21 protein-coding genes and 2 tRNA genes are annotated in these 21,251 nt (G+C 59.1%); 13 read left to right on the forward strand and 10 right to left on the reverse strand.

The window, feature by feature from the left end; all coding sequences use genetic code 11:
* Window positions 1-113 precede the first annotated feature (113 nt).
* The 3 genes from PQG80_RS01665 to PQG80_RS01675 all read right to left on the reverse strand — a co-directional run bounded on the left by PQG80_RS01665 (window position 114) and on the right by PQG80_RS01675 (window position 2,027).
* The gene (locus PQG80_RS01665) at window positions 114-1,274 is read right to left on the reverse strand and encodes an acyltransferase family protein (RefSeq protein ID WP_271749389.1); all 1,161 of its coding nucleotides are present in this window, start codon (window positions 1,272-1,274) and stop codon (window positions 114-116) included.
* Between the two features lie 130 nt (window positions 1,275-1,404).
* Window positions 1,405-1,480: transfer RNA gene (locus PQG80_RS01670), tRNA-Val, on the reverse strand.
* Window positions 1,481-1,607: 127 nt separating this feature from the next.
* Complete coding sequence (locus tag PQG80_RS01675) at window positions 1,608-2,027, reverse strand: hypothetical protein (protein ID WP_271749390.1); 420 nt, start codon at window positions 2,025-2,027, stop codon at window positions 1,608-1,610.
* 109 nt (window positions 2,028-2,136) lie between these two features.
* Here PQG80_RS01675 and PQG80_RS01680 point away from each other — a divergent pair, with 109 nt between their 5' ends.
* Entirely contained in the window at window positions 2,137-3,363 is a 1,227-nt protein-coding gene (locus PQG80_RS01680) for an acyltransferase family protein (protein ID WP_271749391.1), read from the forward strand.
* A gap of 102 nt (window positions 3,364-3,465) precedes the next feature.
* Here the strand turns inward: PQG80_RS01680 and PQG80_RS01685 are convergent.
* Window positions 3,466-3,541, reverse strand: a tRNA-Val gene (locus tag PQG80_RS01685).
* Between the two features lie 327 nt (window positions 3,542-3,868).
* On the opposite strand from PQG80_RS01685, the gene PQG80_RS01690 reads away from it, so the two are divergent.
* Window positions 3,869-4,063, forward strand: coding sequence for a hypothetical protein (locus tag PQG80_RS01690; protein WP_271749392.1), 195 nt, complete (start codon window positions 3,869-3,871; stop codon window positions 4,061-4,063).
* Here PQG80_RS01690 and PQG80_RS01695 read toward each other — a convergent pair.
* Complete coding sequence (locus PQG80_RS01695; RefSeq protein WP_271749393.1) at window positions 4,027-4,164, reverse strand: hypothetical protein; 138 nt, start codon at window positions 4,162-4,164, stop codon at window positions 4,027-4,029. The genes PQG80_RS01690 and PQG80_RS01695 overlap by 37 nt on opposite strands.
* A 12-nt stretch (window positions 4,165-4,176) precedes the next feature.
* Complete coding sequence (locus PQG80_RS01700) at window positions 4,177-4,911, reverse strand: MBL fold metallo-hydrolase (protein ID WP_271749912.1); 735 nt, start codon at window positions 4,909-4,911, stop codon at window positions 4,177-4,179.
* A 176-nt stretch (window positions 4,912-5,087) separates the two neighbouring features.
* Between PQG80_RS01700 and PQG80_RS01705 the strand changes: the two genes are divergently transcribed.
* From PQG80_RS01705 to PQG80_RS01715, 3 genes are all read left to right on the forward strand, one after another.
* On the forward strand, window positions 5,088-5,309 hold the full coding sequence (locus PQG80_RS01705; protein WP_271749394.1) for a hypothetical protein: 222 nt from the start codon (window positions 5,088-5,090) through the stop codon (window positions 5,307-5,309).
* Window positions 5,310-5,516: 207 nt separating this feature from the next.
* The gene (locus PQG80_RS01710; RefSeq protein ID WP_271749395.1) at window positions 5,517-6,092 is read left to right on the forward strand and encodes a stalk domain-containing protein; all 576 of its coding nucleotides are present in this window, start codon (window positions 5,517-5,519) and stop codon (window positions 6,090-6,092) included.
* Between the two features lie 129 nt (window positions 6,093-6,221).
* Complete coding sequence (locus PQG80_RS01715; RefSeq protein WP_271749396.1) at window positions 6,222-6,512, forward strand: DUF1292 domain-containing protein; 291 nt, start codon at window positions 6,222-6,224, stop codon at window positions 6,510-6,512.
* A gap of 100 nt (window positions 6,513-6,612) precedes the next feature.
* Here the strand turns inward: PQG80_RS01715 and PQG80_RS01720 are convergent, their stop codons facing one another.
* Window positions 6,613-8,082: an aminotransferase class I/II-fold pyridoxal phosphate-dependent enzyme gene (locus PQG80_RS01720; RefSeq protein ID WP_271749397.1), complete on the reverse strand. Its 1,470-nt coding sequence runs from the start codon at window positions 8,080-8,082 to the stop codon at window positions 6,613-6,615.
* A gap of 257 nt (window positions 8,083-8,339) precedes the next feature.
* On the opposite strand from PQG80_RS01720, the gene PQG80_RS01725 reads away from it, so the two are divergent.
* Window positions 8,340-9,521: an MFS transporter gene (locus PQG80_RS01725; RefSeq protein ID WP_271749398.1), complete on the forward strand. Its 1,182-nt coding sequence runs from the start codon at window positions 8,340-8,342 to the stop codon at window positions 9,519-9,521.
* 34 nt (window positions 9,522-9,555) lie between these two features.
* Here the strand turns inward: PQG80_RS01725 and PQG80_RS01730 are convergent, their stop codons facing one another.
* Complete coding sequence (locus PQG80_RS01730) at window positions 9,556-10,836, reverse strand: MFS transporter (RefSeq protein ID WP_432432705.1); 1,281 nt, start codon at window positions 10,834-10,836, stop codon at window positions 9,556-9,558.
* Between the two features lie 220 nt (window positions 10,837-11,056).
* Between PQG80_RS01730 and PQG80_RS01735 the strand changes: the two genes are divergently transcribed.
* Both PQG80_RS01735 and PQG80_RS01740 read left to right on the forward strand, forming a co-directional pair.
* Window positions 11,057-11,638: a TetR/AcrR family transcriptional regulator gene (locus tag PQG80_RS01735; RefSeq protein ID WP_271749400.1), complete on the forward strand. Its 582-nt coding sequence runs from the start codon at window positions 11,057-11,059 to the stop codon at window positions 11,636-11,638.
* Between the two features lie 135 nt (window positions 11,639-11,773).
* Window positions 11,774-14,779, forward strand: a complete 3,006-nt coding sequence (locus PQG80_RS01740; protein WP_271749401.1) for an efflux RND transporter permease subunit — start codon at window positions 11,774-11,776, stop codon at window positions 14,777-14,779.
* Window positions 14,780-14,890: 111 nt separating this feature from the next.
* Here PQG80_RS01740 and PQG80_RS01745 read toward each other — a convergent pair whose 3' ends face one another.
* On the reverse strand, window positions 14,891-15,532 hold the full coding sequence (locus PQG80_RS01745) for a YktB family protein (RefSeq protein ID WP_271749402.1): 642 nt from the start codon (window positions 15,530-15,532) through the stop codon (window positions 14,891-14,893).
* A 177-nt stretch (window positions 15,533-15,709) separates the two neighbouring features.
* Between PQG80_RS01745 and PQG80_RS01750 the strand changes: the two genes are divergently transcribed.
* The 3 genes from PQG80_RS01750 to gndA all read left to right on the forward strand — a co-directional run bounded on the left by PQG80_RS01750 (window position 15,710) and on the right by gndA (window position 18,756).
* Complete coding sequence (locus PQG80_RS01750; protein WP_271749403.1) at window positions 15,710-16,306, forward strand: hypothetical protein; 597 nt, start codon at window positions 15,710-15,712, stop codon at window positions 16,304-16,306.
* 151 nt (window positions 16,307-16,457) lie between these two features.
* A complete protein-coding gene (locus PQG80_RS01755) occupies window positions 16,458-17,129 on the forward strand; it encodes an SGNH/GDSL hydrolase family protein (protein WP_271749404.1) in 672 nt (223 codons plus the stop codon).
* A gap of 211 nt (window positions 17,130-17,340) precedes the next feature.
* A complete protein-coding gene (gndA, locus tag PQG80_RS01760; protein WP_271749405.1) occupies window positions 17,341-18,756 on the forward strand; it encodes an NADP-dependent phosphogluconate dehydrogenase in 1,416 nt (471 codons plus the stop codon).
* A 269-nt stretch (window positions 18,757-19,025) separates the two neighbouring features.
* On the opposite strand, the gene PQG80_RS01765 is transcribed toward gndA, so the two are convergent.
* Entirely contained in the window at window positions 19,026-19,328 is a 303-nt protein-coding gene (locus tag PQG80_RS01765; protein WP_271749406.1) for a rhodanese-like domain-containing protein, read from the reverse strand.
* Window positions 19,329-19,457: 129 nt separating this feature from the next.
* Here PQG80_RS01765 and aroA point away from each other — a divergent pair, with 129 nt between their 5' ends.
* Together aroA and PQG80_RS01775 are read left to right on the forward strand one after the other, a co-directional pair.
* On the forward strand, window positions 19,458-20,753 hold the full coding sequence (aroA, locus tag PQG80_RS01770) for a 3-phosphoshikimate 1-carboxyvinyltransferase (protein WP_271749407.1): 1,296 nt from the start codon (window positions 19,458-19,460) through the stop codon (window positions 20,751-20,753).
* Window positions 20,754-20,806: 53 nt separating this feature from the next.
* Entirely contained in the window at window positions 20,807-21,235 is a 429-nt protein-coding gene (locus PQG80_RS01775; RefSeq protein WP_271749408.1) for a CoA-binding protein, read from the forward strand.
* The last annotated feature ends 16 nt before the right edge of the window (window positions 21,236-21,251 follow it).

The raw sequence follows: 21,251 nt of genomic DNA on the forward strand, positions 1-21,251 counted from the left end.
TCAATCACACAAACGCAGGAGCTCGGCAAAAGGTTGCAGCGTAACGAAAAAGGAAGCCCGAAGGCTTCCCATAGATGATGGCTATGCGGATTTCATGCGGACATTCAATACGTTCAGACGGCCGCTTGGCCTTCCTGGATGTTTTGGACGGGCATAACCTTGGTGTGCCCGCCTCCGCGCAGCTTGCCGGCTATCCGTCTTCCTAGAGCGATAGAGGGCAGCTCGACATACTTATATCCCAAATAGCCGACGATGAACGAGAGGGCGACCGCGAAGGGCAGCAGGATATAAAACGATACGCGACCATAGAAGTAGTGCATGAACGAAAGCAGAATGAGAAAATGGTACAAGTATAGGCTATATGATATTTTGCCGATAAAAACCGGCGATTTTCGCGTCAGCCAATAGGTGGCTCTCGTCGATGAAAGGGAGAGGACGAGAATGGAACAAACGCCTGCCGCATAAAGGTAATCACCCAGCATCCATACATATGAAAATCCCGTTTCGGCGCGTTCCAAACTTTTGACGATTAAAAACGCGTAATTATAAAGAGCAAATCCGGCCATCCAGTAAAACCACCGAGTTCGCGCCGCTCGCTCTTCCGTGAATCGGGTAAGCTCGCTTCTGTATCTGGCGATCAGCATGCCGAGGATAAAAAATGACAAATAGTGGAGCGTATCCATCGCATGGATATGCGCGAATGAGATGGCCAGCGCGGCCAAGACGGAGAGAGCCGGCAGCGCGATTAGCGAGATGAACCATTTGCGAGTCATCAATAGCAATACCACGAACGGGAAAATGATCGATATCCTCATCTCGTGGACAAGCGTCCAAATTACGCCGTTTAAATCCGCCGTTTTAAAGGGAACGATCGCAAGCAGGTGGCTCACGATTTCTTTCCCGGATAACGCATGCGTCCAAACGACATTATAGGCGAGCGGAAACCGGTCGCTTTGAAATTTCGGGGCAAATGCCAGCAACGGAATGCCGATGGCGATGCACGCTGCGTACGGAACGTAGATTCTAAAGAAACGTTTGACGAGATAACTGCGATAAGCGACTTTTTTGCTGCCGAGGATCGGGAGGGACAGGACAAATCCGCTTAACACGAAAAAGAAGACGACGGCGGCATGGCCGTTGACGAGGAAGACGAGGGGAGAATAGGCGGCGTCGAATAACAGCGATGCGGCTGCCGAGTGTTCTGCGTGCACCGCATACACATGGCCCAATAGAACGATGACCGCGGCTAATCCTCTAAGCGCATCCAACTGCAAGTAGCGATTGATCATCATAAACGAGCGCCTCCGGAGCATTGATGGATACATAATGTATCTTTTTCCGAAGTTTGTCAATACAATAAAAAGAGACCTTGATCGCAATCAAGGTCTCTGTCGTAGGAGTAGATGGTGATCTGAACAGGGATCGAACCTGTGACCCCTACCCTGTCAAGGTAGTGCTCTCCCAGCTGAGCTATCAGATCATGTGTGGTGGCGACTTGATTGATTATAGAGGAGTATCGAGTGAATGTAAAGCGTTTTTTTTGAATTAAAATGAAAGAATCAAACGGCCGGCCGCGCTGGGCGACCGACCGGCTGGAGGAAGCTGCTTCAGGTGTTTTTCTTCGCCTCTGCCGTCCAAGATCGATTAATCTGTTCCTTCAGGTGCACGCGTTCTTTATCGAGCAGCTTGCCGATGAGCTGATCCTCGCTGATGCCTTTGGATTTGCCGATCTGGGCGACCGATTTGCCCTTCTTAAGCTCTTCGATCAGTTGGCTCGAGGTCATGCCCAGCGCCTCTGCCATGTCGTTCAGCCGGCGGTGATGCTTGCGGGCGTGATGGCCTTCGCGATGGCCTTCGTGATGGACGCGCTCCTCGCCGAGTACAGACGTGACGGCCGATGACGCGTCGTTCCGTACGGCCTGGGATTCAGTTCCGGCAGCTTGGACGCTGCCCGCTGCCAGCGGAGAGGCGAGAGCCAGCAGCAGGGCCGCGGTCAGCAGCGTCTTGCCGCGAGATGTTTTTAACATGGTGAATTTCCCTCCTTCGCTATTATTGTGAGCAGATGCAGCTGACTTTAAACGGGGGGAAAAGAAATGAGAGGAAATCGGCGTGGATCGGGTAAGGCGAAAATAGGAATTGACAAAACTCTCCCAAAAGATACAAAATGTATCTAAGAAGGAGTGGATTCAAATTTCTAGTCGCCTTGCGCAACTGGATGCTGTCCGCGGCTTGGCATCCATGTCTGTTTTCCTCAGCCATATCATGGCGCTGCCGACCTCGGCGGTCATCGCCAAGTTATATATGGATACGCCTTTGCGTATCGTCGCGTACGGTCATGGGGCGGTGATGTTGTTTTTTGTCATGAGCGGGTTCGTGCTCTCTTTGCCTTATCTTAATCATCATGCCGGCAGCTACCCTTCTTTTTTAATCAAGCGGTTCTGCCGTATTTACATTCCGTATCTGGCGGTTATCGTCGTGGCGATGGCGATGTTCAACAGTTCGGTTCCCATACAAGGCTTCGGCGCTTGGATTTCCGAATTATCGGCGGGGAACTTCCGACTCAAGAGCGTCTTGGAGCACTTAGTCTTGCTCGGCAATTTTGATACGACGCGGTACAACACGGTAATCTGGTCTCTCGTACAGGAAATGAGGATTTCGATCCTGTTTCCGCTGCTTGCGCTCATCGTGATCAAGTTCGGCTGGAAGTCCGCGCTGCTGCTTTGCGCCGGCTTATCCTTGGTCTCGTCGCTGAATAACTGGCTTCATTTTGAGGCGTCTTACGGTTACCAGAACAGCTTTTCGCTGACGCTGCACTATTCGGCCGTATTCATCATAGGCGGTCTATTGGCGAGATACAGGCATGCATGCACAGCTTTTTATAAGCGTCTGCCTCGACTCGTGAAGTGGGGCGCGCTGCTGATGGCCATGGCGCTGTATACATATGGCATAAAAGCGCAGGGACTTGCCGTGAAATTGAAACTGACATTTATGGGGGAGTTCGTGCAAGATTATATGATCGTGGCCGGGATCGCGATCTTTCTGACCGTAGCGCTCGGTTCGAGGAAAATGACTGGTTTCTTATCGTTTAAGGCAATCAAATTCCTGGGGGACATTTCTTACAGTTTATCTCTGGCACGTCGTTTTGCTTGTCGGTTTCATACGGTTGCTGGATGGCCGACTGTCGCTGGGGGCGATCATCCCTGTCGTTTTTGTCGTGACGATCCTCGTATCCTGGTTATCCTATCGTTATATCGAGTTGCCCGCGATCAGGTGGGGCAAGAAATGGGCGGGCAAGCACGCGATCAAAACGGAGATTACGCCGCAAGCCACCCATGTAAAACTATCGCGGTAATGGACGCATGACATGGAATCGCGCATATCAGCCGATCACCGGCAGTGATGTTGCAGTACATAATGAAATGAAAAAGAGTCCCTAAAGTTAAGGGACTCTGTCGTATGAGTGAATGGTGATCTGAACAGGGATCGAACCTGTGACCCCTACCCTGTCAAGGTAGTGCTCTCCCAGCTGAGCTATCAGATCGTATCGGAAGGACTTTTATATAATATCAGGATAAGATATCGAAGTCAACACTTGTTTTCTCCGATAATTTCTGCGATTCGGGATGAATAGCCAGGCGCCGGCGTAAACTGAAAATACAGATATTTGAACTGAATGGACATCAAGCGGAGGCGCTGCCCGGAAATGGACAATATTCCGTTGTTAACGGCGTGGATCGTCGGGTTGTTCGGATTGATCGGCACGGTGCTGCTCGCGGTAGTGCGGCTGCTGGATCGGGAAGGCGAAGGATAGAGGAGGGGAGAATGGAGCAAACTGGGGGTATCTCTCGACGAAAAGAGGAATCCCCCGATGAATACTCGCAGATGCAGGCATCCGTATCGTATGGCCAAGCTATTGATTCTAACCGTCATCTCCGCGGCGCTGGCCGGCTGCAGCCTGTTCCCGAAGCCGGACGATACGGCTCCGGTATTGACGACCGTTTATGCGCCTTCCGTAGGAAAGGACGTTTATTCGTCGTTGTCGCCTTCCCACTTCCTGGAATAAGCTTTTTTGGTGACCCATATGGTCAGCCAGATGATGACGGCTACGACGATAGCCGCTCCGATCCACAATCCCGTCATATCGATCGTCCTTTCCTTAAGCAAGTCGCCTCGCGATTAAAAACTGTACAGCCGATGCTGCTCGACGAACCTCATCTCGCCGGTGCGACCGACGTAATCGGGCTGCGCGTCGCCGTAATGCATGAGGTGAATTCTGCGCTGAAGGTCCCCGGAGAGCGTGAGCAGCTGGGGGAGACAGGTATGTACGACGCCGGGCGGCTCCAGCTGGCAGTCGTGGAAGATCGTCTCCACGCCGCGTTCGGCGACCAGCCGCTCCAGCAGCTCCGGGACGAAGATCATGTCCGACGAGTAGAAAAACGAAGGCCCGAACAGAACCGAATAGCTGAGCTTCCCGGGGATATGCGGCGTCTGCAGCAGCTCGGCCACGAGGCCTGGCAGCACCTCGTACGGCACGCCCTCCCGCATCGGCCGGACGTCGAAATAATCGGACAGGGAGAGCAGTCCCTCCTGCTCCAGTCCGCCTCGCAGCGAATGCTCCCATAGGATGCCGGTCAGCGGTTCCGCGATATATAGCGGGATCCGCCGTTTGAATTGGAACTTTAATTGGAAAGCGAGCTCCTCGAGCCCGCCGACATGGTCCGCGTGTATATGGGTGATCAGCACGCCGTCGAGTTCCGCGAGGGAAAAGCCGAGCTGGCGCATGGCGACGTGCGCCGTCGTCCCGCAATCGAGCAGGAGCTTTTTGCCTCCGGCATACAAGATGGCATTATTATTGTAGAATTCCTTGGCAAACGCGCTCCCGCAACCCAGCATCCGAATATCCATCAGCAGCCTCCCGAAACTCCGCCCGTACCAGCCAACGACCGTAAATTCTAAATTACTGTACCATAATTTAAGTTGTTGCAGAAGATATCAATTCGCATACCGGACCGGAGGTGACGTCCGGTTCCCCGTCTGCATACTGTATCGTGGCGCTCCGCACACGGCCGCCGGGGGAGAAGCGCGAGATGAGCAAGCCAGCCAGCCAGAGCAAGAACGCCAAAGGTGGAGCGAAGAAAAAGGTTCACGCCGAGCACGTCCAGCCGCAGATGAAAATCGTGCTGTCCGACGTATGCGCCGTCTGCAAAACGCCCTGCCAGCGAGGCATCGCTTACCTGGAGCGGATGACGATCCCGGGGGCGCTCGGCAAGGGCATTCCCTGCATCCTGACGCTGCCGAAGAAAGGCTAGCCGGCGGGGAATAAACGTAAGGGGAGAGCATTTCACGGGCAACCGCATAATCCGAGCAGGCTCGCCGACACATCGGAATATCGGTCGAATCGTCCCGAAACTTTAATCTCTCCCCTTACCGCAACTTTTGCGCGCCGACGCGGTATATACGTTTACATACAAGAAACATCGCGTTTGTCAACTTGCGGCGAAGACGGAGGGATTGTGATGAAGCTGCGAAGGCTTCTCTTATTGACGGTAGCGCTCTCTCTGGTCGGCGGATCCGCCATTTATGCGGACACGATCGCGCAGAAGGTGCGGATCGTCATCAACAAGCAGGAGCTGGACGATCAGGGCATGCTTGCGGACGGCAAGGCGTACGTCGGCGTCCGCAGTCTGGCGGACCTCATGAAGGCGCTCGTGATCTGGGACGATACGGCGAAAAAGGTATCGATCGTGAAGCCGAACGTGCATATGTTCCTGATGGACGGCAGCAAGCCCTTCGGCGGCGTCGAGCGGGGCAAGAAGAGCTTCAAAGTGTTCTCGCAGGTGGACAACCTGGCCGTCTCGATCGGCGCGTTCAAGGTGACGATCGCGGATCCCTACGGCGACGAGAAAGAGATCGAGACGCACACGAGCAAGGAAAGCGATTTTCCGACGGACAAGGACAACTTCTGGTTCACGAGCGGAGAGTATGCTTATAACTTCAGCAGCGTCGGCAAGTACACGATCCGCTTCTGGATGAAGCCCGGCGACGGCGGCGCCTATCAAGTCGTGTCGGAGAAGACCGTATTCGCCAAATAACCGCGCCCGGCGCGGGATGCGAGAAGGCCGCGAACCGCGTTCGCGGCTTTTTGCGCGTCGTTTGACCCGGTACTGGGTTAGTGTTAGGATAGGGCGAAGACTAATTTAACCGATGAACGGAGGTTCTCCATGAGCGATCATGTTCATGATGAAAACTGCGATCACGAGCACGACGAAGCCGTCTTCGTCGTGACCGACGAGGAAGGCAACGAGCACGAGATGGTGCTGGTCTATACGTTCGAGAGCGGAGACCAAGCGTACGCGGTACTGCTGGACCGCAACGACCCCGACGACGATGGCGTCATCTTCCGGATCGAGGAAGACGGCGAGGACGAGGTCCTGGTCAACATCGAAGACGACGAAGAATGGGAACGCGTCATGAAGGTGTACGAGGAGCTGGCCGCGCAGGAAGCGGACTGACGCCGAGACACGGCCGAACCGAAAAAGCATCGCAGCCCTATGCGGCGGCGATGCTTTTTTTTGCGTCATGATGACGGGATTCAGGCGTCCGGGCTGATCGTCAGGAGATCGCGGTCTCCTCGACGATGACCTTTACGAACTCGACGTTGCGGTCCTCCGGGCCCTTGACGGGCAGGCCGACCTCGAGGTGATCGACGATATAGTCGATGTTGTCCTGGGAGATGACCTCGCCGGGAAGCAGGATCGGGATGCCGGGCGGATAGACGTAGATGAACTCCGCGATGATGCGGCCGGCGGACGCGCGGAACGGCACGATCTCCGTCTCGCCGTAGAAGGCGTCCCGGGGCGTCAGCGACAGCTGCGGAATCTGCGGGATCTCGACGACCATCTCCTTGATCTCGCCTTTGCCCATGTAGGCTTGCGACAATTCCCGAAGCGCGGTCAACAGGATGCCCATCGTCTCGTCGTCGTCGCCTGGCGTCACCAGGCAGAGGATGTTGTACATGTCGCTGAGCTCGACCTCGATGTTGTACTTGTCCCGCAGCCAGTTCTCCGCGTCGTAGCCGGTGATGCCCAGATGGCGGACATGAATCGTGAGCTTGGTCTGGTCGTAGTCGAAGGTCGCCTCCTCGCCGAGAATATCCTCGCCGAAGCAGTACAGCCCGGGGATGCCGTTGATCGCCGTGCGGGCCTGGTCGGCTCTCGCGACCGCCTTCGCGGCGAGCTCGCGGCCGTTCGTCGCCAGATGGCGTCTGGCGGCGTCCAGCGAAGCGAGCAGTGGATATGACGTCGACGTCGTCGTCAGCAGGCTCAGGATCGTCTGCACGCGCGGGACGTTGACGAGCGCGCCTTTGACGTTCAACACGGAGCTCTGCGTCATCGAGCCGCCGAGCTTGTGCACGCTCGTCGCCGCCATGTCGGCGCCCGCCGCCATCGCGGACAGCGGCAGCTCGTCCGAGAAGTGGATGAGCGCGCCATGCGCCTCGTCTACGAGCACGGGGATGTCGTATTCGTGCACGAGGTCGACGATTTCCTTGAGGTTGGCGCACACGCCGTAATACGTCGGATTGATGACCAGGACGGCGGAGGCGTCCGGATGGCGCTCGAGCGCTCTGCGCACGGACTGGGTCGTCACGCCGTGATCGATCCCGAGATTGCGGTCGCGCGCCGGCGATAGAAAGATGGGACGCGCGCCGGCGAAGATGATCGCGGACAGGATCGATTTGTGCACGTTGCGCGGTACGATGATCTTGTCTCCGTGGCCGCAGACGGAGAGAATCATCGCCATGATCGCCGTACTCGTGCCCTGCACGGAGAAGAACGTGGCGTCGGCGCCGAAGGCGTCGGCAGCGAGCCGCTGCGCCTCGAGGATGACGCTGACCGGCTGGTGCAGGTCGTCGAGCGGCGCGATATTGATCAAGTCGATGTCCAGAACGTTCTGGCCGACGAAGCCGCGGAATTCAGGATCCATGCCCGCGCCCTTCTTGTGGCCGGGAATATGGAACTGGACGGGATTGCGTTCCTTGTGGCGCAGCAGGGCGTCGAACAAGGGCGTGCGGGTATGGTCCAAGGATAGTCACTGCCTTTCAATGCCGTACATAGATTGCGAACAAGCATGAGTATAGCAAAAAGACGGGGGATTGCAACCGCCGGCGGGGCTCCCGGAAGCCTGCCGGTAGAGGCGGGACCGCCGCAACCTGTCACGAAAAAGACATGCGGCCCCATTTGGAACGGCCCTGGCGTTATGCTACCATATGTTATAAAGACGAAGACCGGCTTCCGATGGCATCGGGGGCGGGTCTTTTAACGGGCAAAGGAGAAAAAAACGTGAAAAGCAGGCTGCTCATCGTAGGTCTTATGTTGTTCACCGTATTCGTAGGCTTCGGCATCATCATCCCGATCCTGCCGCAGCTCGTGACCGACGCCAGCCCGGAATCCGCGAACTGGCACACGGGCGGCATGCTGTCGCTCTATTCGTTCGTGTCGTTCCTGCTGTCCCCCCTCTGGGGCGGCGTATCGGAGCGAATCGGCCGCAGGCCCGTCATCATGATCGGCGTGCTCGGCTTCTCCGTCAGCTTCCTGTTGTTCGGACTCGCGGACGGAAACCTATGGATCATGTACCTGTCGCGACTGCTGGGCGGACTGTTCTCCGGCGCCGTTACGGCTTGCATCGTCGCTTACGTCGCCGATATTACATCGGAAGAAAACCGGACGAAAGGGATGGCCGTGGTCGGCATGAGCATCGGCATGGGCTTCACGTTCGGACCGTTCATCGGCGGCGAACTCAGCCATCTATTCTCCCTGAACACGCCGTTTTATGCCGCGGCCGCGCTGTCGCTGCTCACCTTCTTTGCCGCTTGGCTCAAGCTGCCGGAGTCGCTCACGGCCGACAAGCGCGAAGCCGCCAGGCTGCGCAAGCGCGAGTCCCGCTGGACCGCCTTCCAGGGACCGCTCAAGCAGCTGTACGTGCTCGCTTTCTTCGTCACGTTCTCGCTGGCCATCCTCGAAGGCACGCTTCAGCTGTACGGCATCGACAAATTCGACGTCACTCCGCGCAAGATCGGCCTCATGTTCTTCTTCTGCGGGCTGGTCGGCGCGCTCGTGCAGGGCGGCATCGTCCGCCGGCGCGTGAAGCAGGGACAGGAGAGCCGGTACATCGCGATCGGGCTGGTCATCTCGGCGATCGGTTTTTTCCTGCTGCTGACCGCCCAGAATTGGGTTACCGCATCCGTTTATCTTTGCGTTTTCGGCATCGGCAACGCCTTGATCAAGCCGTGCGTTACCTCGCTTATTACGCAGAAAACGACTGTCTCGCAAGGATTGGCATCGGGCCTGAGCTCCTCGATGGACAGCCTCGGCCGTATCGTCGGACCGCTCCTGGGCGCCGCGCTGCTGTCTCTCCAAGCCGGTCTGCCGTTTATCGTGTCAGGCCTGCTGTCTCTGGGCGCGCTCGGCTTGCTAGCGGGGTATCGCAGCCGCTCCGCGCGCGCTTCTGCTTCGCAGGCTTGATGGCAGGCTTCGCGTCATTCCGTCCCAAGCAGCCTTACTCCGATACGCGTCGGGGGAGGCTGCTTTTTGGTGTGACCGGACTTGCGTTCGCAGCTTCGCCGGCAGGCCGGCCTTGGTTTCTTCCTGCCAGCACCCAGAACAATAGCGCAGCTGCAGAGACGGCTCCGCCGAGCCAGCACACGCCGGACCAGCCGGCATAAGCGTAAGCGCGTGTAGAAACGAAGGCTCCCGCACCGCTGCCGAACGAATAAAAAATCATATAACCTGCGGTCAATCTACTGCGGGCATCCGAGCGAAGGGTAAACAAAAGGCTCTGATTGGTAACGTGAACGGCCTGGACGGCCAGATCGAGCAGCACGATGCCCGCGATCAACACAAATGCAGAGCGTCCGAGCATCGCTATCGGGAGCCAAGACACGAGCAGAAGCGCCAGCGCCCCGCCGGTCGTCCGCCGACCGTACCCGCGGTCGGCGAGCCTTCCCGCGCCGGCCGCGCCTAAAGCGCCGGCAGCGCCCGCAAGACCGAACGCACCGATCGCAGCCGGGGAATAGGAGAATGGAGGATCGCTCAGCGGCAGCGATAGCGACGTCCAAAGTATGCTGAAGGCGGCGAATATGAAAAACGCGAATGCCGCGCGGACGCGAAACAGCTTTTCGTGGACGAACAGCGTAGGCATCGACCGGATAAGCGCCCAATAGGAATCGCGTGCGATGCCGGGAACGGCGTTAGGCAACGTCCGCCAAGCCAGAAGGGACATCAGGGCCATGAGCGAGGCGGAAATCAAATAAACGAGATGCCAGTCCCCAAGTTCCGCCAGCAGACCGGCAAAAGTACGAGCCAGCAAAATGCCGATCACGATGCCGCTTGTCACGAAGCCGACGATGCGTCCTCGTTCATCGGGGGCGGCGAGGATCGAAGCGAAGGCGACGAGCGATTGGGTGGCGGCAGCCATCAATCCTACGGCAGCCAAGCCTACGAACAGCATCGTCGGCCCGTGCGCCAGACCCGTGACGGCCAGCGCGGCGGCTGACATCGCCAAAAGTCCGACAATCAGCCTTCTGCGGTTCAAGATGTCGCCGAGCGGCACCAGTAGCAGCAGACCGAGCGCATAGAAAAGCTGCGTGACCGTGATTACGGTTCCAATCGAAGAACGCTCGATAGGAAGGGATTCGGCCATTCCGTCCAACAACGGTTGGGCGTAATATACGGTAGATACCGTCATGGACGCGGAGACGGCGAACAGCCATTTGGTCGATCGGGGCATGGGCGCCTGAGGCGGCTGAGATTCGAGGCGCGGGCTTTCAGCGGCCGTCATGGCGGGTCTTGGGGGCGAGTGAGTGTCCAGCGTTAAAACCTCCTCTTAATTTAATCAATCACATTAAATTACTGATCGGTACAAAATAACATACGATAATCAAACGAAAGTTGAAGCGTTTTGTCAATGACTTTCTTCAAAATGGCGCTTTGTATTGAAATGATGGAGATCGAATTATATAATCAATAAATATCGATCGATACAAAAAAGAGGTGCGACGATGAGCCGAACGCGTGATTTCGATGAAAACGTGGCTTTGGAGCGGGCGATGGACGTATTTTGGCGAAAAGGGTACGAGGCTGCGTCGCTGACCGACCTGACCGACGCCATGAACATCCGACGTCCGAGCCTTTATGCAGCTTTCGGCGACAAGCGGGCACTGTTCGAGTCGGCGCTTCGTCTCTATATCGACAGGCACGCCGCCGCCGCGCGCGCCGTCCTACAACGTAAGGGCGGGGTCAAAGAAGCGGTCCGGGCTTACTTCGAAAGGGTGGTTGCGGATGCATATGCTTCGTCAGGCAATCCGGGATGCTTTTGCGTCAACACGATAGTCGAGCTCGCGCCAAGAGAACCGATTTTCGAGTTATTGACCCGCGAGCACCAGCTCTACTTGTCCGAATTGTTTCGCGAACGATTGGATCGCGGGATACGGACGGGAGAGCTCGATGCGGGGCTGGACGCGGAGGCGTGTTCCAAATCGCTTGTCGTCTCCGTCATCGGGCTGACGGTCATGCTCAAGGCGCGGCCGGAGCGTTCGTTCGCGGATCAGACAGTCGAAGCCGTTATGTCAATATTTAGGTAAGCGTCCGAGGTCCGATTCCTTCTCAGACTTAAGTCTGAGAGAAGGTCCGGTCTCTGGCCGTTGTTGCGGGTGTGCCTTTCTCCCTTATGCTTGATCGTAGCTGATGCAAGCATGAGGGAGAGGGGCTATTTTAACGTGAATTCATTTATTCAAGGCGTATTCAAAAACAAAGCGGCGGTCGTCATCCTGGTCGTCATGACGCTCGGGCTGGGCGTCTTCAGCTACTTCAAGCTGCCGATGGAATTTCTGCCGGAAGCCGACAACCCGCAGGTGACGGTCAGCGTCATCGGGCCAGGCTATAACACGGCCACGATGGAACGCGAGGTGACCGATCCGCTCGAGCAGGCGCTGTCCGCCATTAAAGGCAAGACCAGCATGCTATCGAACTCGGGGGACGGCTACTCTCAGATCAATCTGAACTTCGACGCCAAGACCGACATGTCGGAGGCCAAGGCCGAGGTCGAGAAGGCGGCGGCCGCGGTGCAGTTGCCCGAGCGCGTCTCCAAGCCCTACGTCATTCAGTACAACACGTCGATGATTCCGATCTCGTTCCTGTCTCTGACCTTCAAAGGAGACCCGAGCGACGCCGAGAAATCGAAGGCCGAGCAGCGCGCGGTCGACGCCTTCCGGGAGATCGACGGCGCGGGCCAGGTCCAACTGTCGGGTAAGTCGAGCCCGAGCGTGACGATCGTGCCGGACGCCGCGAAGCTGGCCGCCAAGGGCGTGCCGGTGCAGTCGCTGTATGCGGTGCTGCAAGGACGTACCGCCTCGGCCTCGGTGGGCGCCGCCGTGCTGGACGGGGAGGCGGTCAACCTGAATGTCAGCGCCGAGCTCGGCAGCGCGGACGACGTCGCGAAGCTCCCAGTCGCCCCGGGCGTCAAGCTGTCGGACGTCGCTTCCGTCACGCCGACGGACGACAAAGAGAGCGTGAGCCGGATCAATGGCAAGGACGCGCTGATGATCGTCGTGTCCAAGGGCGCGAACGCCAACGCGGTCAGCGTGGGCAAGGAGGTCGAGAAGACGGCCGACCGCCTGATGGAGGAGGACGGCAGCCTGGAGCTCAAGGTCATCCTGAGCACCTCCGAGCAAGTCGTCCACTCCGTAAACAGCATGATGCGCGAGGTGCTGATGGGCGCTCTGTTCGCCACCATCGTCATTCTGCTGTTCATGCGCAACCTGCGCGCGACGCTCGTCACCATCGTCTCGATCCCGCTCTCGCTGGGACTGACGCTGTACCTGCTCGACCTGTCCGGCATCAGCCTGAACATCCTGACGCTCGGCGGCGTGGCCGTCGCCGTCGGACGGCTCGTAGACGACAGCATCGTCGTCATCGAGAACATTTTCCGCAGGCTTCAGAAGGAGAAATTCTCGGTGTCGCTGGTTATCGACGCCACCAAGGAAGTCTCCACGGCGATCACGGCTTCAACGCTGACGACCGTGGCCGTATTCCTGCCGATGGGTCTGCTGCGCGGCTCGCTGCAGTCGTTCCTGCTGCCGTTCGCGCTGACGGTGACGTATTCGCTGCTGTCATCGCTGCTCGTCGCGCTGACGGTCATCCCGCTCATGAGCGCGGGACTGCTGAAGCGCTCCGAGATCAAGGAGCATCAGCCCTCCAAGCGCTTCGGCGGCTTCCTCGAATGGAACCTGAAGCACAAGTGGCTGCCGCTGCTCGTGGCGCTGTTCCTGCTCATCGGCTCGATCGCCACGTACTTCAGCCTGCCGAAGGGAGCGATCGACTCGTCCGATGCCTCGAACCTGAACGTCAAGCTGGCGTACCCGCAGGATACGCCGGTCGGCGAAGTGCTCGAGAGCGGCAAGAAGCTCGAGGCGTTCCTCATGAAGCAGGAGGGCCAGGAGTGGGTGAGCATGGACATGGGCAACAGCGCGGACGGCGCCATGTACGGCAGCGTGAAGTCGCCGACTCAGGTCGACTACACGATCCAGATGAAGCCGAAGGCGGACGCCGAGAAAATCATCGGGGCGGTAAAGGCCGAGCGCGCGAACTACCCGGGCGCCGAGCTGTCCGCGGCCGCGGGCTCCCTGATGTTCGGCGGCGGCGGCAGCCAAGTGTTCGTCGACATCGTCGGCGACGATGCGGATGAACTGACCAAGACGGCCGATCTCGTCATGGGCAAGATCAAGCCGATCGAAGACGTGCTCAAGGTATCCAGCAACCAGCAGGAGCGCAAGACCGTCTATACGCTGCAGGTCGACCCGACGGTCGCCAAGGCTTCGGACATCGCCTCCCAGCTGCAGGGCATGCTGAACGCCGTGCCGCTCGGCAGCATCGTCAAGGACGGCCAGCAGCTGCCCGTATCGCTCGAGCCGATGCTGAAGCCGGGCGCATCCGCCGAGCTGAACGATCTGACGGTCGCGACGGACGAGGGTCCGAAGAAGCTGTCCCAGATCGCCGAGTGGGTCAAGAGCGATCAGCCGACCGAAGCCTATCACAAGGACGGCAAGTCCTACGTGCGCGTCAGCGTCACCGTCGATCCGGCGCAGCTCTCCATCGTCGGCGGCAAGATCTCGGACGCGATGAAGGACATCAAGCCGGCGGAGGGCGTGAAGCTGTACGTAGGCGGCGCGTCCGCCGACCAGAACGCGGACTTCGCGAGCCTGTTCGTGATGATGCTCGTCTCGATCGGCATCGTCTACCTGATCATGGTGTTCACGTTCAAGACGCTGCGGGCGCCGCTGGCGATCATGGCTTCGATCCTGTTCGTGCCGATCGGCGCCGTGCTCGGCCTGATCGTCACCGGCGTGACGCCCGATTTCACCGCGATCTTCGGCGTCGTCATGCTGATCGGCATCGTCGTCACCAACGCGATCGTGCTGATCGACCGCGTCAAGAAAAACGAAGCCCGCATGCCGATCCGCGAAGCGCTGATCGAAGCGGCGGGCACCCGGATGCGGCCGATCCTCATGACCGCGATCGCGACGGTGTGCGCGATGCTCCCCCTCGTGTTCGGCACATCGGAGACCGGCAGCATCGTATCACAGAGCCTGGCCATCGTCGTGATCGGCGGACTGATCGTCGCCACGCTGCTGACGCTGGTACTCGTACCCTGCGTCTACGAACTGCTGCACTTCCGCAAGGCGAAGCGCCAGCGGATAGCGGCTGGCCAGTCGGCCGCCGCATAAGACACCTCAAGCGCAATCAGCCCCTCCGGCGACGGAGGGGCTGATTGGCTTGTAAACGGCTGTTTGGAGGCGCCGAATATTGGTGTATGAAGTAGTAAGCGGACGCAGCGCTCAGAAGGACAGCTTGTAGAGCGGCAGCAGCCGGCGGAACGCATCCTCCGCCGTGCGCAGCAATCTGTCCGGATCGCGCAAACGTTCGTCGCCTCTCGGGATATGGAGGCCGCAGGTGATCTCCGCCGCCTTGACCGTCTTGAGCCTGGCCAGCCATTCGGTCAACTGCGCGGCCGACAGCTCCCCGTGCGGAGTGCCGTCCGGCAGCATATGGTCCTTGGACCACACATAGTCGGAAGGGATCGCGGCGCGGACCGATTCGAGCTCGTCCGCGGCGCGCTCCGCGAACACCGTTTTGTTGCCGCTCTCATAGATGATCGCGAACTGGATGAACAGGTGCGTGGACCATAGTCCGATCTGAAAGTGAGGATGCGCTTTGTAGCCGCGGGGATGACGCGACCACGCGACCCAAGTATCGCTCGGCGGATTGACCGACCGTCTTGCATGCTTGGCTACGTGCGGATACATAGGCTCCGCGCACAACTCGGCGAGATAAGGCGCCAGCGCGTCTCCGAGCAGCTCGAGCTTGGGCCTGACCCGGCCTATGATGGCTTCCATCCGGCTCTCGAGTCCGGGGACGATCATGGCGTCGAAGTCCGGGTCGGCGAAACCCGCGAATCCGGCGTTCGTTAATGTGGACATGCTAGTCACCTCTTAAGGCCATTTTCGGATGCGATTTGCCATCACTATACCCGAAAATAGTCAAGAAACCAAGTTGCCATAACATAAGATGAAGTATAAGATAAGAGTAAGAACAAATAATCTGAACATTCGGTCAACAACTCGATCGCTGCCCATACTGCAGGAGGGGGGATGGCCGTGAACCGCAGCCATGAAGTCGAATATTGCAACCTGGAACTTCGTTTCGACCGCGGACAGATTCAGAATTTGATTCGGGATTTGATTCAAGAAGGCTATTCCCTTTACTGGAACGAGAGCGAGTCGTTTTTTCTCGTTTCCGTCAGGACGGGGAGAAGGCTGCTCAAGCTGCGCTTCCAGCGGACCAGAGGACGCTACAAGATGGTCGGGGATTATTTGATCAGGGACGAGAAGTTCGCGCTGTGGCTGGAAAAGCTGATCAACGATTCGAGAGGCCATGCCGTCGTCAAGCGTTTCCGGGATCGTCACCTGTTGATAGAGAACATTATGTTCGGCGAAATCATACGACTCGTGGAGGTGTCAGGCATGGAGCATCGGATCATATTCCAGAAGCGCCCTCAGATCACGGTGGAAGACATGATACAAGCATACAAGTCCAAGCGGGCCGAGCAGCGCGCGGGCGTGCTGCGGCTGGAGATCGACTACGAGCTCGCCGTCTTGCACGATGCCCTCCAATCGGAGGACGCCGAGGCCGCCGAAGCCTCCAAGGCGAAGCTGTCCGCGATGCGTCTCGAGAGCCTTCAACTCGAACTTTAGGTCGCGACTTATATAGCATTCTGCGGACGCTCCGATAGGGGCGTCCTTTTTTATGCCGTCCGATCCGGATTGGTATTGTCCTGCGACGCATCAACGGGTTAAAATGTGGGATGGCAATGATGATACGATTCGTTCCGGGGAGGATTATCCAATGAAACTGTCTCAAAACGACAAGCTGGTCATGATCGGCGATTCGATCACGGATTGCGGCCGCGGCCGGCCGTTCGGAGAAGGGCTGGGCGCCGGGCTCGGCAACGGCTACGTCTCGATCGCGGCCGGGCTGCTGCAGAGCGTCTATCCCGCGCTCGCCGCGCGCGTGGTGAACGTCGGCACGAGCGGCCATACGGTCCGCGATCTCGCGGGGCGCTGGCAGACGGACGTGCTGGATCTGTCGCCGGATTGGGTATCCGTCATGATCGGTACCAACGACGTATGGCGGCAGTACGACCAGCCGTATATCAAGGAGTCCCATGTATACGCGGAGGAGTACGAGGAGACGCTGAGCGAGCTGGTGGAAAAAACGCTCACCCACGTCAAGGGCATCGTGCTGATGACCCCGTTTTACCTCGAGCCTAACCGGAACGACGCCATGCGCGCGACGATGGATCAGTACGGCGGCATCGTGAAGCGGATCGCGGAAAATCACGGCACGCTGTTCGTTGATACCCAGGCAGCGTTCGACCGGGTGCTGTCTCATATCTACCCGGCGACGATCGCGTGGGACCGGGTTCACCCGAGCACGGCGGGCCACATCACGCTGGCGAAGGCGTTTTTGGACGCGCTCGGTTTTTCCTGGAACGGAGAAGCGGGAGCGGCCGAATAAAGGCGGGGATCGCCGGCATATCATCGCGCGTTTTGCGCGCTTACCCGCGTTGTTTTCATCTTCCGGCAAAAAGAGTACAATAGGGTTGGCAGAAAAGGGTTGGCAGAAAAGGGTTGGCAGAAAAGGGTTGGCAGAAAAGGGTTGGCAGAAAAACGCAGAAGGTCACGCTCCGGAAAAAACGGCTTAACGGCTTGGAGGAAGGAATCGAATCATGTCTAATGCAAATATCGGCGTCGTCGGCATGGCCGTCATGGGACGCAATCTGGCGCTCAACATCGAGAGCCGCGGATTTACGGTAGCGGTGTTCAACCGCTCGCGCGAGAAGACGGACGATCTGATGAACACGGACGGCAAGGGCAAGAACCTTGTGCCTACATACACCGTCGAAGAATTCGTGGCTTCGCTCGAGAAGCCCCGCAAGATCCTGATCATGGTGCAAGCCGGCTCCGGCACGGACGCGACGATCGAGTCGCTCGTTCCGCATCTGGACAAGGGCGACATTATCATCGACGGCGGCAACGCCTACTTCCCGGACACGCAGCGCCGCAGCAGGGACCTGACCGAGCGCGGCTTCCACTTCATCGGCACCGGCGTATCCGGCGGCGAGGAAGGCGCGCTCAAGGGTCCGTCCATCATGCCGGGCGGCCCCGAAGAAGCCTACAAGCTGGTCGAGCCGATCCTGACGGGCATCTCGGCCAAGGTGAACGGCGATCCGTGCTGCACGTACATCGGCCCGGACGGCGCGGGGCATTACGTCAAGATGGTGCACAACGGCATCGAGTACGGCGACATGCAGCTGATCTGCGAAGCCTACCAACTGCTGAAGGACGTGCTCGGCGTAGAAGCCGACGAGCTGCACCGGATCTTCGGCGAGTGGAACAAGGGCGAGCTGGACAGCTATCTGATCGAGATCACGACAGACATTTTCGCCGAGAAGGATCCGGAGACCGGCAAGCCGATGGTCGACGTCATCCTCGACTCCGCGGGCCAGAAGGGCACCGGCAAGTGGACGAGCCAGAGCTCGCTCGACCTGGGCGTGCCGCTGTCCATCATCACCGAGTCCGTCTTCTCGCGCTTCCTCTCCGCCATGAAGGAAGAGCGCGTCGCCGCCAGCCAGGTGCTGAGAGGCCCGGCCAAGACCGCGTTCGCAGGCGACCGCGACGCCTTCATCGAGAGCGTGCGCAAGGCGCTGTTCGCCAGCAAGATCTGCTCCTACGCGCAGGGCTTCGCGCAGATGCGCGCCGCCTCCGAGGAGTACGACTGGAATCTGCAATACGGCAATATCGCGATGATCTTCCGCGGCGGCTGCATCATCCGCGCCCGCTTCCTGCAGAACATCAAGGACGCCTACGACCGCGACCCGGCGCTGCGCAACCTGCTGCTCGACGAGTACTTCAAGAACGTCGTCGAGTCCTACCAGGACGCCTGGCGCGAGGTCGTCGCCTCGGCGGTCAAGTTCGGCATTCCGGTACCCGCGTTCGCGAGCGCGCTGGCTTACTACGACAGCTACCGCTCCGCGCGTCTGCCGGCCAACCTTCTGCAGGCGCAGCGCGACTACTTCGGCGCGCACACGTTCAAGCGGCTCGACAAGGAAGGCACGTTCCACCACAACTGGCTGCACAATTAATAGTCAGCCTGCATAGCTAACGCGAGGACGGCCGATCGAGCCCCATCTTGTCCGGGACTCCTTCGGCCGTTCTTGCGCCGTCCGGGCAGGCGGTTATTCGTAGCGGAGCATGCTGGGCAGATGGCGCAATCTTGCTAACCGCGCGCGGATTCGCAGGTACGAAGCGCCGGTTATGTATGCTATGATTGTGGCACGGGCAAACGCAGCGGGACACGCCCAATACCCTAAGGCGTGTCCCGCTGAAGGATGCTACCATGCCGGAAGAGAGATCAGAGCTCGTTCCATGCCAGCATGCCGCCGACCATGTTGACCGCGCGGCCGAAGCCGAGCTCGCTCAAGTATTCGCAGGCTCTGGCGCTTCGTGCGCCGCTGCGGCAGATGAAGATGACTTCTTCGTCCTTCGGGATCTCGGACAGCCTCTCGGGCAGCGTGCCGAGACGGATATGCTTGGCGCCCGGGATCATTCCCGCCGCGACCTCTTCGTCCTCTCGGACATCGATCAGGTACGGCGCGTCGCCGGCGTCAAGACGGGCCTTAAGCTGCTCGACCGTCGTCGTTTCGTATGTGCTCATCGCGTTTGCCTCCATCGCTCGTTATTATTCAGTTTCATCATAAAGACACCGGACGCCGCAAGTCAACACGCGTTCGGCATGCCGCCATATTATATCGTTTCTCACGAACGAAGGGAGAACGCAGTCCAGATGGATATGATCGTCACGCCTACCCCGCGCCTAGCGGGCGAGATTCAAGCCTTGTCTTCCAAAAATTACACGACGCGTTACTTGCTCGTCGCCGCGTTGGCGGAAGGGACGAGCGTCATCCGGTATCCGGCTCACAGCGAGGACAGCGACGCGCTGCGCCGCTGCGTGCGGGACCTTGGCGCCGTGCTCGAGGAGGACGACGAGAAGATCGTCGTCACGGGCTTCGGCAGTCGTCCGAAGGCCGTCAAGGAGCTAGACGTCGGCAACGCGGGCGCCGTGCTGCGCTTCCTGATGGCGGTTGCGGCTTTGCTGCCCGAGGTGACCTTCGTCAACAAGTATCCCGAGTCGCTCGGCAAACGCCCGCATGACGACCTGATCCGGGCGCTGGAGAGCATGGGCGCGCGCATCGAGCACCGGGAAGGCAAGCTGCCGATCACGATTCGCGGCGGCGACGCCGTCCGCGGCGGCAAGATTCAAGTGTCGGGCAGCGTGAGCTCCCAGTTCCTGAGCGCGCTGCTCTTCCTGACGCCGCTGCTAGCCGAAGACAGCGAGATCGAGGTGCTGCACGACCTGAAGTCCAAGGTCGTCGTCGGACAGACGCTGGAGGTGCTCGCGCAAGCCGGCATCGTCGTGGAAGCCTCGGACGACCTGATGCGCTACAAGGTGCCGGGCGGCCAGCGTTACCGCGCGCAGGAGTACATCGTCCAGGGCGATTATCCGGGTTCGGCCGCCATTCTGGCTGCGGCCGCCGTCACCGGGTCGGACGTCACGGTTCACCGGCTGCTCGAGGAGAGCAAGCAGGGCGAGCGGGCCGTCGTCGACGTTCTGCAGGCGATGGGGACGCCGTTGACGCATCGGGACGGCGTCGTGCGTGTTAGCGGCAACGGCAAGCTGAAGGCCGTCGAATTCGACGGGGACGAATTCACGGATGGCGTGCTCGCGATGGTCGCCGCCGCCGTGTTCGCCGAAGGCACGTCCCGTTTTTATAACGTGGAGAATCTACGGTACAAGGAATGCGACCGCATCACCGATTACCTCGCCGAGCTTCGCAAGGCAGGCGCCAACGTCGAGGAGAATAAGGACGAGATCATCGTTCACGGCCGTCCCGAGGGCGTGGAGGGCGGCGTCACGATCGATGCCCACTACGACCACCGCGTCATTATGGCGCTTACCGTCGTCGGGCTGAGGTCCAAGGCCCCGCTGACGATCAAGGACGCCCATCACGTGGCCAAGTCTTATCCGAATTTCTTCGATCATCTGCAAGCGCTAGGCGCCAACGTCCGCTGGTCGGAATAGGAGCGGCCAGCCCGCCGCGGCGAACGCTTCAACATTAAAGGAGGCAGATGAACATGCCATTCGAGAACCCCGGCCGCGACGAGATCAAGCGCATCCTCCGGGAGACGACGACCGTCGCGGTCGTCGGGCTGTCCGGCGATCCCGACAAGACCAGCCATATGGTGTCCGCCGCCATGCAGTCGAAGGGGTACCGCATCATCCCCGTCAACCCCAAGGAGTCCGAGATTCTCGGCGAGAAATGCTACAAGTCGCTGGCCGACATCCCGGAGCCGATCGACATCGTGAACGTTTTTCGCCGCCCGGAACATACGCCGCAGGTCGCGGAGGAGGCCGTCGCCGCAGGGGCCAAGGTGCTGTGGCTCCAGCTGGGCATCGTCAGCGACGAGGCCGCGAGCATCGCGGCGGCCGGCGGGCTGACCGTCATCATGGACCGCTGCATCAAAGTCGAAGATTCGATCCTGCTCCCCGAAGGGAAAAACTGACCGGCTTCGCGTTTAC

The sequence above is a fragment of the Cohnella rhizoplanae genome, assembly GCF_948329515.1.
GTDB classification, from domain to species: domain Bacteria; phylum Bacillota; class Bacilli; order Paenibacillales; family Paenibacillaceae; genus Cohnella; species Cohnella rhizoplanae.